Consider the following 15,018-nt stretch of genomic DNA (forward strand, 5'->3'; position numbering starts at 1 on the left):
CACCTATTTCGGCTCTTTAGCCATAAGCTGCAGCAAGTTGTAAACGACTTGCGCACTTTCGGCGCGGTTCATCGCAGCTTGCGGTTCAAATTGTTCATTCGTACGGCCTTGGATAAGACCGAGCGCGTACGCAGCTCGCACTGCCTCCTGCGCCCAAGCTGGTTTATCCGCCATGTCGGTGAACGCTGGCTTCATTGCAGCCACAGATTCGCCAGTAGCGACGCTTGCTGCTATACGCTGCGCCCTTACGATCATAGCCGCCATCTCTTGGCGGGTGATATTAGCTTCAGGAGCGAAGCTATCGGCTGTGACACCATTCACGATGCCTGCCTTAACAGCCTTGGCCACGTCGTGAGCATACCAATCCTGCGCCTTTACATCTGTAAAAGTATTGCCAGCTTCATCCGTCAACCCGAGTAGGCGAACGATCAACGCGGTGAATTCAGCCCGAGTGACGTTCCTCGTCGGTGCAAAATCTCGCTCGTTCACGCCCTCTACCAGATGTCTGGCCGCCAGCACCTGAATTTCATCCGCTGCCCAGTGGCTTGACGCTACGTCTGCAAAGGACTTCTTAAATTCAAGCACGGCATACTTGCTGAAATGGTTCACTGAAGCGACAAGCTGCCCGTTCTCCCATTTCCCGCCGATATACGTCAGTTCACCTGTATCGCTGATGTAGTAGATGCCGACCAACCTTTGATCAGCGGTGCCCGCAACATCCAACGTCACCGTAACCGGCTCGTTAAAGCTTGGCAGTTTGCTGATTTTACCGTCTTTCGTCTTCACTTCAAGGGTAAAATCCAGTACATCGCCGGCTGTTGCGATGGATGCACCATTTTGCTTGCTCGCCTGATCCAACGTCGTCTGCACCCCGCTTACCGGCACAGAAGCAATACCCAACAATATCGTGCTATCCGCTCGCTGTTCCTGGGGTATGAGCTCGAGCAGCTTACTCAAAACCGCCTTAGGAACATTGACTGACGCTTGCTCGTTCTTCACCGTCACAAACGGATGCGATTGTAGCAGCTCTAAAACGGAACTTGGCAGTTCCAATTTCGAATTGTCACCTTTAAGTTCAATCGTTTCACCAGCCTGCAGCATTTCCTCAAGCTTCTTCTGCTCGTCGGATTTCACTGGCGGGCTAACGGTGCCCGGTTGCTGTTGAGGTTCGTCGTTCGTAACCCTCAAGGTATACGCCGCTTTCAGTTCACCGTAAGTGGCCGTGATGACCGTGCTGCCTTCTGCATGGGCCCTGACGATACCAAGTTGGCTGTCAACGGAAGCGACTTCCGGTTGACTGCTCTCATACGTTACCCCTTCCGTCAACACTTCGACACTGCCATTGGCATACACTGCTTCCGTTACGGAAAACCCGCTTTTGCCAACTTCCAGCTCCGATGGTCCGTGTACCTGGAGTGTCTTAGCCACTGCCTTCCGAGGCAGGGTAAAGCAATCCACCAGACGGCCGCCGACTGATTTCGTCACAACCGACATTTCATCGCCATTCGTTTCTACTGTTACGTACATTTGCGTTTGTTCACCATCGGTGAATTGTGTCCAAGGCTTCGGCACCAAATCATAAAACTTCGGCCCCGTCGAACCTGCCGTCACATAAGCCGTACCTTCACCGGCAGCTACCGGCTGGTTGTTCTTCAAGTAACTGCGCAAATAAATGTGATCGTGCCCGTTCAGTACCAAGTCAACCTTAAACTCATCGAATACCGGCGTCCACTGCTCACGCGTTTCCACCGTATCATAGATGCTGCCGTAGGGACCACGGTGGAACATAACAACTTTCCACTTCTTGTCTGTCGCCGCGAGATCTTGGCGCAGCCATGTTTTTTGCTCTTCAAATTGATATTCACTGTTCAAAACAACAAAGTGCGCATCTTTATAATCAAAGGAAAAATGAGTCCCTTTGAGTGTATTGAGCCCATTACTCGGCTGATTGAAATGCTGCATGAAATCGCTGATGCCCTTCGTTCCCGTCACCTCATGGTTGCCGAGAACAGACACCAATGTTGTCTTCATAAGCGGATCTTTTACCTTGTCAAAGAACATATTCCATTGCGCTTCCAAGTGACCGGAATCTACCATGTCACCGGCATGTGCTAGGAAATCGACATCCGGATGCTCTGCCACCGCTTTGTTCAAGGTGGCCGCCCACTTGTCGTAACCCGCGCTGTCCGCCGCTTGTGAGTCGCCGAAGAATACAAACTTCAGATGATCGCCGCTTTCCGGCGCTGTTGTGAATGTGCCTTGGCCGCTAACATCGCTGCCGTTGCCATTGCCAACCCGGTACACATACGTCGTTCCCGGTTCCAGACCGCTTACCGCCGCTTTATGCACGCGAACAGTACCAATATCATACGTGACGAACAGCGAGCTGTCGCCCTCCACTTTCGTAACACCTGCTTGATCAAAACCAGTAAACCCGTCCTTCTTTGCCAGTTCGACTACCGTGCCCTCAACGCTCGGATGCGTATGCCACGTAAAGCCGCGCTCGCTCTTCGGATCAGCGCCCATACTTACGTTCACGTTGTACGGCGTCGTCGTGCCGAAAAGCTTCGATACCGCCAGCGTCATTACTTGACTGTAAACGGAATCCTTAACCGCTTGAATTCTGTACGTCTTCAGCGTACCGGTCAGGTCGGTCAGCGTCAGCTTGCCTGCACCGTCCACGGTACCCCGGTCCACTCCGTCTACCAATAGTGTAGCCCCGGGAGCCGCCGTCCCGGATGCACTCGTGACCGTGAAATTTGTCGGATTACCTTGAACGACTCCGAGCTCATCCCACCCAACCTGCAGACCGTACTGAATATCTGCCTCGAGCGGAAGTCCGAAGAATGGCCAAGAGCGGCTCGGATCCGACGCCAGCGTGATCGTGCCCGATTGAAACTGAATGATATGCTTGCCGACTGCATCCGACTTCACATGGAATTGCAAACTGCCGAGCAGATCGGAACTCGTTAGCGCAACGCTATTCAGTCCTGTAAATGTAATTTTGGCCGTACCGTTAACCGAATCCACAGTCGCTTGTGCCTGGCCCCCGGTCAGTTTGCCGCCTGGAATGAATTGCAGCGCCTCTACTTTAGAAGGATCGAGCTTGAACTGCAGTTCGCCTCCTCCGATCAGTCCGACATTGCTGCCCTTGATGTCCACCGAATACGTGCCTCCGGCATTCGTTACCGCAGGTGCGCTGTATAGGAATTTGGCCGAGCCAGTATCAACGTTAAAGGTCCATTCCTTCTCCGTGCGATTCCCGGATAAGTCTCGAACTTGGATTTTCGCCTTATGCAGGCCGTCCACCAGCGGTACGTCAACCTTGTGAGTAATCCGTCCTTCAGGAGGATACAGCGTATGCGTCACTTGATTGTTGTCGATGAAAAAGGCAATCTTATCAGGATCAATCAGCGTCGTACCCGGATGCTGTGTTCGATCGTACCCGAAATCTTCGGCGATTGCTCGAATGTTCGGAAGATTCGTAGTAATGGCGCTGCCCTCTGCGGGCTCTAAATTTTTGATAATAGGAGGATCGATGTCGTCAGTCGAAGGTCCGTAAAGCGCCTGAATGTTATCGACATAGATAGCGCCTGCTCCCTTTACTTTAGCGGTCGTGGCCATTAGACGAACCGGCATGTCCAGCTTAAGTCCCGGAGATAATCCGGCAGGTACATCCGCCTCGACATATTTCCAGCCTTTCCAGTTAACGCCAGTCACTTCGTCCGTGAAGTTGATCGGCGTACCACTCGCGGCACCTTTGTTTGCACGCAGCTGCGATCGCAGCCAGTAGCCGCTGCCGTCACCGTACACCCACATGCTGATTTTCTTCGGATAGCCAGGAATATCAATGTAGTTCGACGCATTCGTCGACTGCAAGTACACCCCTGAAGTGCTTGGCTTACCTGTAAAATCGTACTCCAGCTTCAACGCATTCGCCCCGAAGCGCACAAATTCATCTTCGTTCGTAATGCTGGCTATAGCTTTATTATAGCTGGCTCCTGCCGTCGTCAAATACTTACTTAGACCCCCTTCGAAATCCTCCAAAATGACCGGCGGTGTGCCGACGTTAACCGTCATGGAGGTTTCTAACGAACCATATTTGACGAAAATTTTACCGTTCTTGCCACTCTCATTTGTCGTCTTTAATACACCGTTCGCATCGATCGTACCGATGTCGCCCTCAACTCTCCATTCGAGCAAGCGATTCTCGGCCAGGATCTGCTGTCCATTGCGGAGTGTCTTTACCTTCAAAGGGACGGAGGCTGCCGTATCTACGGCCTTTTCCACATCTGGAAACGCTAGCTCCGTCAGCACCGTGACAACCTCCACATTGCCAGAACCGGTTAGGCCACCCACCGCCACTTGGACGGGCGCCATGCCTGCCTTCGTGCTTGCGGTGAACACACCTGCCTCGTCAATGCTTCCGAATTGCGGATCAACAGACCAGGTCGGCGTTCCCGCCGGCATGGCTGCAGGATGACCTGCTGCATCAACCGCCGCCACCTTCAACGGCAGCTTCGTGCCGGCCAGTACGCGCTCTAGCTGAGGCTGCACGACAAGCTTGGCCGCCGCACCCTCCGATGCCTTGTTCACGAGCAGCAGTGAGTTGCCGGTTTGCCGCTCGCCACCGTCAGAAGGGGTATTGAGCAGCTTGAACTGCGACTCACCAGGCAGTCTGGCGATGAAAGTCGAGGAGCCGCCACCGTCGAGGTTAATCGCGTTCACGATACCCATGTTCTTCATGATATCACCGAGCTCTGACGTCTCCACCCCTTCGCTAAAGCCCGGTTGGCGTCCGTCAATCTCAATCATCACTATAGTCCCATCCGCTTTAGAGCCAATCGCAGTTCGCGGGTGAATACCCGCAGGCGCGACGTTGCTCAGAACTTCGCCATTCTGCATAAGCAGGTACCCGCTCATGGCGACTTTCACGTTCTCGAACCCTGCCGGAAAGCTGAAACTCGCCGTTATCTCATCGCCGGCTTTGAGCCCAGCAAGAACGGGTCTTGCCGTTCCGCTTGCAGACAATACGACTTTGCCAACTGCGAGCGGAGTGTTGCCCGCATCCTTCCGCACTTCCGCAACCTTCAACTTCATTGTTTGCCCGCTCTTTACTTCCCCTTCGAGCACATCGAGCACTACTTCGTCGCCGAACTCGTTCGTCTTCGTTGAATCCGCGTAGTCAAACGTGTATAGTTGCAGCTGATTATTCTCGCGGTAACGATTAATATGCGTAATGTTGCTTGTCGTTCCATTAATGGTTACCGTTCGCGTCAGCTTCGGATTAGGCACATAACGCGTCGTACCGTCGTAATCCATAAGGAAGACAGCGTAGTTCGAGTCCGGCGTATTAAGGATTTTGCCATCGCCCATGAACAATCCGCCAGGGACCCCGGTTCCGTAGTCGGTCAAATCATAGAAATCGCCATTTATGCCTGCAATTACCCTTTGACCGGGTTTGTCGTAATATTTGGCCATATCAGTGACCCCTTGCATCCCGTATACTTTTCCACCCTTGGTGCCTGCTATCAACTGCAAATTTGGATCAGTCGGGCTGAACTCCACACTGTGGACCTTCTCCAATCCTCTTGGCATCTTCATACTGTACCAGTTGTAGGTTGCGTTCGGTGCAATTTCCATACTTCTTGTGTCCAGTACTTGCGCAGTCGACGGGTCGCTGCCCTCTGCTTGTACCATCTGCAGCGGCACCAACATGGCAAAGACCATGCTTAAGCTAAGCAGTACATGGAGAATTTTTCGGTTTGTCTTGCTCATTCTGTCGCTTACCTCCTGTTTCTTTGGGTTCATGTCGGGGCGCTTCCATGTCGAATTTTCTGTAATTTTATTTCACACTCCGCGTCTGTTCATAAATTATATTTTCATTTTGTAAGAAACAATCAAGTTATTTGTTAATATTTTGAAAATTTCAATCAATTGGATACTCCGGCATCCGGTACGAAATGGTAAAAAGCCACACGGTCACAACCTGGAAGGTCACGTACCGCATGGCTTACCTTCGTCCAGTTTTTTCGACAGTTGCAAGCCAAAAACAACATAGCGTATCATTAATCATAGAATTATTAAATCTTTATAAAAGGCGGTGCATCAATTGAAAAAGTATATAATCGGCGGTATCGCAGGATTTCTCTTAGCTACAACACTATCTGCACATGCTGAAGAAATCACTAGTTTAATAGGAAGAAAGATTCAGGGAGCTTTCCCCCTCCAGATCGAAGGCAAAACTCTGACAACCCCGGCTATTGTTGTAGACGGCACTTCTTATTTACCGGTACGTGCTCTCGGTGAAGCAACCGGTTACGAGGTTTCTTTCGATGCAGACCTAGGAATTTCTCTAAAAAAAATAGAAGTTCAGCCCTCCCCCTCCGCAACACCTGAGTCACAAACATCCGGCGATCCTAGAAGTGGATACCAGGCTATTACAACGGTTATTCTGAGCTTAAATGATGAAAAAGACAAAAAAAGCACGGGAGAATTTGGCTTCATCCAAATCGATGGATCGCAGTATGTCTCCCTTTCCACCATAGCCAACTTTTACACCATCAGTTGGGAAGAACCCGTGGTGCAATTGAGCCTCGATGGCCAACTTGTCGGCTTAATTGCAACCATGAGCCAATATTCCAAAGGAACTGGATCTTTCACCTATGATGGCACGGTCTACGTTAATCTTTCTTTGCTAGAGCTGAAGGGCATAGTTAACAAGAATGCACTTGTTTTGACGGACAATATTTAACATATTCCTAATCATCTAGTGGAGATCCAGCTAAGGCTTATGTAAAAAAAAATACAGTCAGATCACCCGAGCAGCATTCACTCGTTGTGTTCCAACTGTACCCTAAAGTGCTAAGATCCCTTGCCTTGTTGAATGTTTCCGATACGCTCAACAACAACTACCGCTTGCGCGCGTGTCGTTGCCTCATTCGGCTCCAACCTACCGTCACTTAAACCTTGTATGATTCCTTTGCTGACGGCTTCGCTCATCACAAAGCTCGGATCCATGGCGGTATTTGCTTTTTGCAAATCCGGGCTTACCGCACGGAGAGCCACTGTGGCAATCTCCTGACGTGTAATAGGAAGATCCCAGCCTTGTTGCAGATCTCCGGTATGGAGGATTCCCGCCTTTTGTACAGCGTCGATATAGGGTTGATACCAGACTCCGCCCGCGTTTCCTGAAGCAATAGGAAGATGCATAGCCGTAACGGCAAGCTTCAGAAATTCACCTCTAGTAATGACGCGATCAGGAAGAAAACTGCCATCGCTATAGCCATTAACAACCCCTTTTTCTGCTGCTTGAAGAATAGTTTCCTTCGCCCAGTGGCCTTCCAAGTCGTTGAAAGACGCGCCTAGTCCAGTAACAACAGCAGGCAGATTGCGATTGGCTAAAGAATTGCTCCCAAGTTGGCCTGTGTAGTTGCCGCCCCATGTCCAGATGGTACCATCCGTTCCTTTCACTACGCTATGAGTCCCGCCTGCGGCAGCGTCATCTGCTTTGGCAATTCCCTTAAGTTGTACCGGTTTGTTCTGATTGGCCTTGGTACCATCGCCTAATTGTCCAAAAAGGTTTTGGCCCCAAGCCCAAACACTTCCGTCATTTGCAATCGCTAGACTATGGTATGAGCCTGCATGTATGGATTTCATGGAAGGCAATGCCGTCACTAGAACTGGCTTCGATTGATTGACGGTTGTTCCGTTGCCTAGTTGTCCAAAGGCGTTGTAGCCCCATGCCCAGACGGAGCCATCGTCTTTGAGAGCAAGTGCAAAGTTTTTACCGGCTGTAATTGCGATAACACCAGCTAGATCATAAATTTGCACAGGCTGCTGCTTGCTGGCAAGCGTCCCATCTCCTAGCTGTCCATTCGTATTATCTCCCCAAGCCCATATTTTCCCGGTATTTTCTAGAGCCAAGTTGAAATTGGCGCCTGAAGCGATGGCAACGATATTCGTTAGTTGGATAATTTGGTTTGACGCTGCAGTCTTGTCATGACCGAGTTGCCCATACGTATTGTCTCCATAACTCCAAACAGATCCATTATTAAGCAGCGCTAACGTATGATTACTTCCAGCAGCTGCGGATACAACGCCGTTCAATGCTTTCACTTGAGCAGGTGCGGTGCTTGGCGTTGTAGTTCCATCGCCCAATTGACCGAAGAAGTTCTGTCCCCATGTCCAGAGGGTTTCATCCTGCTTAACGACAACCATGTGAGTGTCGCCGCCTTCAATGGCAGCGATCCCGTCTAGACTTAAAGCTTTCGGAGATATGACAGAGGTATGAGTACCGTCTCCTAATTGACCGAATGTATTACTCCCCCAACCGTACAGCTGATTATTTTTGATAACAAATGTATCACTTTCACTCGCTGTAAGGGGCTGTAGTCTAGGAGCTTTAATCAAAACCGTTCCTTCGCCCGGCTTAAGCACCGTAGGGTTCAGCCATTCGCTTACTTGTGTTTGAACCGGAGCAGCTTGATTGTTCAGCGTCTTGTCGCCGAGTTGACTGTAACTGTTGTTCCCCCATGCCCAGAGCTTACCCTCTTTATCGATCGCAAAAGTGAAATTGGAACCTACCCCTAATCCAGCTATTTCGGGCAGATCATTGACATGCTCAGGGAATGTCTGACTCCATGTTTTCCCATCGAACGCGGTTCCTACGCCTAATTGACCAGACGTATTATTCCCCCACGTATAGACGCTGCCATCCTCTTTTAAAGCAACAGCATGCGAACTCCCGGCCGTAATCTGAGTTACGTGATCAAACCCAGTGATAAGAACGGGGAACTTATGTTCATCCTGCGTATTGTTCGTCACAACACTATACATCGTGCTTGGGTCTGAATCCATCAGTCCCCAAGTTAACACGGTACCGTCATCCTTAAGAGCTAATGAGAAGTCGAATCCGGCAGCAATCTGTGTAATATGCCAGTTCGTGTTTGTAGCCATGATGGGTGTATTTAATCGGTTCTGATCATAGCCATAGCCAAGCTCGCCAAAGAAATTATCCCCCCAAGCCCATACAACACCATCCTGATCAAGCGCCAACGTATGGTACGCACCGCTCGCTATCGCTTTAACAGATACGATGTTGCCTGCTACTTGAACGGGTTTATTTTGAGCACTATTCGTACCGTCTCCTAGTTGACCATACGTATTGTCTCCCCAGCTCCAAGCTGTTCCGTCATCTTTGATCGCAACAGAGTGGAAATTACCTGCGGAAATCGCCGTCACATGGGTAAGATCTGCCACCTGAACAGGTGTTGACCGATCGATCGTTGATCCGTCGCCCAACTGGCCAAACGTGTTCTCACCCCAAGCCCATACGGTGCCATCCGATTTGAGTGCTAAAGAGTGAGTTAAACCAACCGCAATTGCCGTAATATCGGACAGTCCGCTGATTGGTGTTGCTTGATTGCGGTTATTAAGGCCTGACCCCAGTTTACCGCGAAGATTATTTCCCCATGTCCAAACAGTACCATCTTTCTTCAAAATAACCGTAAAACCTTTACCGCCACGAATTTGCTGAATCGAAGCTGAAGCCGAGTTTACATCTGAAGTGACGGTAAAAGGGCTGTTAGTTTCCCCAAAAACTTTCCCGGGAAATACCGAGAAAGCTGTAAAGGAACTAAAAAGCAGAAAACCTAGCAGCCAGAAAGTAACGTTACGTTTCACTGTTTTCATGTTCCTTCTCCTTAAAGCTTTCCATAAGGAAGCTATCTTCGTAAATCCCTATAACTAAGCTATAGTCCCTTGCTCCTGAACAATTGGAGGTTTACGTTTAAATCTTTTCGTGATGCCATTTTTCCAACTTTCCAGCAATGTGTAGACAACAGGAATCAATACTAGAGTGACTAATGTAGATAAGGTCAAACCAAAAGCTACAACTGTAGCCATGGAAGCCTGCGTCTCCGCTCCTTCACCAAACCCGATAACAAGCGGCACCATCGCAAGAACGGTAGTTGCTGTAGTCATCAGAATAGGCCGCAAGCGTACTTTCCCCGCTTCAATTAGAGCATCGAATAACGGCATGCCTTTGGCTCGCAATTGATTCGTATAATCGATTAGAACAATCGCATTGTTAACGACAATTCCCACGAGCATGATCATTCCAATGATAGAGTTCATATTAATCGTTCGATGGGTTACCAAAAGTCCCAATATGGCGCCAATAAAAGTAGGCGGAAGGGAGAACATGATGATAAACGGGCCGTATAACGATTCAAATTGACTAGCCATAACCATGTACACCAAGGCAACCGATAGAATAAGAACTAAGTATAAGCTTTTAAAAGAATCATTCTGACTAGCCTGCTGGCCGCCCATCGTAACTTGATAACCATCCGGCGGTTGAATCGCATCAATTTTCTGTTTGACCAGAGCCGATACTTCACCAACAGAAGCCCCAAATATGGAAGCTTGCACGGTCGCCACACGGTTCTGATCTTGTCTGCGAATTTGTGCAGGACCTGTACCCGGTTCTACCTTCGCAATGAGACTGACAGGGACAATCGTACCACCTGCTGTATTAATCGTTACATTATTGAAATTCTCCAGCTTGTTCGTGAAATCATTCGGATACTTCACAAGAACAGAAATTTGCGAGCTAGCTGTTTTAAACTGTGTAGCTACGCTTCCCTGATAAGCGGTGCGCAAAGCAGTCATCACATCTCTTAACGAAACACCGTAGTGAGCCGCTGCATCACGATCAATGGTTAGATTAAACTGTGGAATCGAACGATCTAGCGTATTCTGCACATTGCGTGTGCCTTCTACGGAAGTGATTTCCTGTGCGACGAGATCTCCCAGCTTTTGTAAGACAGCTAAATCCGGTCCTGATAAATTAACTTGAATGTCACCGCCACCAAAGTTACCTCCACCGCCAAGTCCTGGCAGACGCACCCCCGATGGAACACTTACACCAATTTGTGCTCCCGCAAAGCCCGTAGTGAGCGACCGGATTTGTTCGGCAACTTGATCGGTGCTTTTCTTTCTCTCGCTAAGCGGTTTTAATCTAATTTGAATACTGCCCGTATTCGTTGCCGCTGACTGAAAGGCTCCGCCGCCGGCGGATCCGACAGAAGTAAAGACGGTGTCTATTTCCGGCACATCTTTCAATCTCATCTCCAGCGTCGTGGCCACTTGATTCGTGACAGCAAAATCTGTCCCTTGCGGCAGATTAATATTTAAATTGACTTGCCCTTGATCTGTTTTGGGTGTTAACTCACTGCCTACAAAACGAACCGAGTACACACTGGCAGCGAATAACAGAACTGTAATGGAGATAATGACCCAACGATGGAGCATGGACCAGCGTAGCAGCCTGCCATACACCTTCGTGATAAACTCCATACCTCTACCGAACCAAACGAAAGGATTAAAGCTTCTACCCGTTGGCAGCTCTTCATCGACCTTGCGACGCAAAATTTTGGCAGCCAGCATAGGCACCAAAGTAACAGCTGCAAACCATGCGGCTATATGAGAAAAACAAACAACTAGCGCCATCGGCCAGAAGAATTGTTTGACTAAGCCACTGATGAAAGCCGTCGGCGCAAAAACCGCAATTTGTGCTAAGGCCGACGCCATAACCGCTGTTCCCACCTCGGCTGTTCCCACTTTGGCGGCTTCTTCAGGAGACAAGCCTTCATGTCGCTTACGGAAAATACTTTCCAAGACAACGACGGCGAAGTCTACGAGTGAACCGAGACCAAGTGCCAACCCTCCAAGCGTGATGGTGTTTATCGTTTGATGGCCGAAATACATCATACTAAATGTGCTTATGATTGAAATCGGGATCACGACGCCGATAATGAGTGTCGCCCTTACACTTCGCAAGAAGAACAACAGGATGATGACCGAGAACACGCCTCCGAGCAATGTATGCTCAACAACGGTACGTAAGGAATCGCGAATAAACTTGGCAGAATCATTCAATACCGCGATATGCATGCCTTCCGGAAGCTTGGCTTGAATTTCTTGAAGCGACTTCTGGATGTTGCTAGACACGGAAACCGTGTTCCCATCCGATTGCTTAAGTACAGAGAGAGAAACACTGACTTCTCCGTCTTTGCGCGCTTCTAGCGTAACATCTTGATAAGTGTCTATAATTTTACCGAGTTCGCTTAGAGCAATCGTTTGCCCACGCCCCAGCTGTACTTGTACTTTGCCGATGTCAGCCGTTGACTTGAATTCTCCGTCAATATGCAAGGGCACCAGTTGACTCCCTTTATTGACAAGTCCGGCATCTGTGGAAGAATTATCATTACCAAGCGCTGAAACCAAGGTATTGAAAGAGATATTGTATTGCTGCAATCGACTTGGTTCTACAAGAATTTGTATTTGTCTGACACGCCCGCCAGTGACGCCAACCGATGCAACGCCATCCGAACGCTGAACATCAGGACTCACAATATTGTCTGCAATGTCACGAAGTGTGACAAGGTCGGTTTTACCATACAAAGCTAGCGTCATGATCGGTGTACTGTTCGGATCAACACGTGAAACGACTGGGGCATCCGCATCCGCTGGAAGCTGCCTTCGGACACGATCTAATTTGTCCCTCATGGTTAGTGTTGCCTGATCAATATTCGTTCCGTAATTAAATTGCAGTGTAACGTTACTCGAACCTGTACGAGAGTTAGAGGAAATGCTCGTTACTCCTGTAACGGTAGCCATCGCATTCTCAATGGGCTTCGTAATTTGTTGTTCAATCTGTCCTGGCGATGCGCCGCTCCAAGAGACCGATACGGTCGCCGACGGAATTTCTAGATTCGGGTAAAGATCCACTGGCAAAAGCGGAATGGCTATTGAGCCCACGATCACGAGCGAAATCATGATCATCAAGATGGTGACCGGACGATGAACGGAGAAATCAGCTAATTTCACTGTCCAGCCCCCGCTTTCGGAGTGGGAGCTGCTGCATCAGCGCCATTGCCGGTTGGCTTGGCCCCTGCAGGGTCAGCGCCCTTACCTTGAGTGCCTTGTCCGTTCTGTCCTTGGCCACCGTTTCTGCCTTGCCCTTGACCGCCTTGACCGCCACCTTGACCGCCTTGACCGCCTTGACCGCCTTGACCGCCATTTCTATTTTGGCCCTGTCCTTGTCCGGCTTGCCCTTGGCCTTTGCCTGCTCCATTTTCTTGTCCTGGTTGATTAATCTGTACCGGAACGTTATCAGATAGCAGCTCTTGCCCTTTAACGACAAGCTCGTCTCCTACCTTCAGTCCGCTAATAATTTCGAAGGATGAACTAGTCATCACCCCTACTTTTACAAGTACCTTCGACGCTTTCCCCTCTTTAACTATGTACACCGCATTCCCACTTGGTTGGCTGAGTACGGCGTCTGCAGGTACAACAATGGATTGTTTACCTTCACTTTTGAGTGAGGATTCCGCAAACATACCAGGTAATACTTCATGCTTATCATCATTAATTTTAATGTCTACCAGAAAAGATTTGGAAGTAGGATCCATGGTTGGATGAATGGTGTACACCGTTCCATCAAACGATTTATTCAACGTAGGGATTTTCACCGACATGGGTGAACCGCTTTTGATTTTGCCAATAGATGCTTCAGATACGTTTACGGTTGCCAATAATGGATCTACCGTAGAGATCGACATGACGGCAGCTTGCCCCGCATTCTGTCCGACTGGCACCATAATTGCGCTTACGATCCCTTCAACCGGGCTGGTTAACACACCATCTTGAAGCTGTTCGCTCAATATACTCAATTTGGTTTGAGCTTGCTGAAGTTGTGCAGCACTTACTTGCAAGGAATCCGTAGACTGCGCTGTTTTCAACGCTTGCTTCGATTGTTCGAGAGCAGCCTCCGCACTGTTTTTGGAAATATCCTGAGAGGATTGCGTTTGTGCAAGCTGTGTACGACTGAGATCGAGCTGGGCTGCTGCTGTAGCTTGCGTATTAGCAAGAGTTAATAGTGCTGAATTTAAGGATTCCTGTGCAACTTGCACAGCTTGCGAGCTTTGTGCAGTTAGCAACGCATTTTGTAAGCTCGTCAACGATTGCTGCGCTGACTGTGTGTCTTTATATTGAGCCTGCTGCGCTTGCTGCAACGCAAGCTGAGTCGTTTGCAACTTAGCGAAGGCATTGTCTATGTCCTTTCCGGACTGAACAGCTGAATTATAGGCGGCAACAGCTTGTTGCACGTTCAGTTGTGAGGTATCTATATTATTATTCTGTGTCGTTAATAAGCTGTCTAACTGTGAATTCAGGTTCGTCTGCGCGACTGTCACTGAGGTAGCAGCATCAGCTTGTGCCTTACTGAAACCTACCTGTGCCGTAGAAACCCCTTGTTTAGCTGTTTCAACAGAGTTTTGTTGTGTCGTGATTGCATTATTTAATTGGGTTTGCGCTAGAGCTACTGCATTCTTCTGATCGTTAATCGTTTTCTCATAAGCAGCTTGCTGAACGGCTAGCGTCTTCTGTGCTAAAGCTAAACTGTTCGCTTGATCATTCACTACTTTGTTGTACTGCACTTGACTTAAAGCGTAATCGCTTTGGGTCTGCTCGACAGATTGCTGTAGCGTGGTTGTATCAATGTGTGCTAAAGCCTGTCCCACTTTCACTTTATCCCCGATTTGAACATCAAGGGAAGTTATGCGGCCATTCACTTTGGAAGAAAGATTCGTAGTGAAAGCCGGCGTGATCGAGCCCGTAAATACTTGCCCGCCACCGATGTCCGACAATTTAACAACTTGTGTTTCTACTGCCATCTGACGTGTTCCCGTTCGTCCGTTTGCCCCTGGTTTAGCAGTGCTTGCTGGCGTGCTGCAGCCCGCTATGGTGACGGTTATCGCGGTAACGACTGCGATGATTGTGGTACTCTTGAGTGAACTGTACTTCCTCATGGGATGGAAACCTCCGTCTGATTCATTTCATTTGGGCAAATGCTCCCTCTCACCATATTTGACATTCATGATAGAAGTGTGATTAAAGTGTGAAGAATATGTAAAAACAAGGAAAAAGGCGCGGTTTTCGTAGGATAATAGA

General features: G+C 49.1%; 5 protein-coding genes. 1 reads left to right on the forward strand and 4 read right to left on the reverse strand.

Features of this window, described 5'->3' with window-relative positions:
• Positions 1-3: 3 nt before the first annotated feature.
• Positions 4-5,778: an S-layer homology domain-containing protein gene (locus tag AC58UW_RS29045; RefSeq protein ID WP_497424044.1), complete on the reverse strand. Its 5,775-nt coding sequence runs from the start codon at positions 5,776-5,778 to the stop codon at positions 4-6.
• A 334-nt stretch (positions 5,779-6,112) separates the two neighbouring features.
• Between AC58UW_RS29045 and AC58UW_RS29050 the strand changes: the two genes are divergently transcribed.
• Positions 6,113-6,754 (forward strand): stalk domain-containing protein, encoded by a 642-nt coding sequence (locus AC58UW_RS29050; protein WP_497424045.1) that lies wholly within the window; start codon positions 6,113-6,115, stop codon positions 6,752-6,754.
• 110 nt (positions 6,755-6,864) lie between these two features.
• On the opposite strand, the gene AC58UW_RS29055 is transcribed toward AC58UW_RS29050, so the two are convergent.
• The 3 genes from AC58UW_RS29055 to AC58UW_RS29065 are packed head-to-tail and all read right to left on the reverse strand — an operon-like array spanning position 6,865 to position 14,876.
• Positions 6,865-9,693, reverse strand: a complete 2,829-nt coding sequence (locus AC58UW_RS29055; protein WP_497424046.1) for an RCC1 domain-containing protein — start codon at positions 9,691-9,693, stop codon at positions 6,865-6,867.
• Positions 9,694-9,747: 54 nt separating this feature from the next.
• The gene (locus AC58UW_RS29060; protein ID WP_497424047.1) at positions 9,748-12,894 is read right to left on the reverse strand and encodes an efflux RND transporter permease subunit; all 3,147 of its coding nucleotides are present in this window, start codon (positions 12,892-12,894) and stop codon (positions 9,748-9,750) included.
• Positions 12,891-14,876 (reverse strand): efflux RND transporter periplasmic adaptor subunit, encoded by a 1,986-nt coding sequence (locus tag AC58UW_RS29065; RefSeq protein ID WP_497424048.1) that lies wholly within the window; start codon positions 14,874-14,876, stop codon positions 12,891-12,893. The genes AC58UW_RS29060 and AC58UW_RS29065 overlap by 4 nt, the downstream gene beginning before the upstream one ends.
• Positions 14,877-15,018 lie beyond the last annotated feature (142 nt).

The organism is Paenibacillus sp. J22R160 (genome assembly GCF_059692135.1).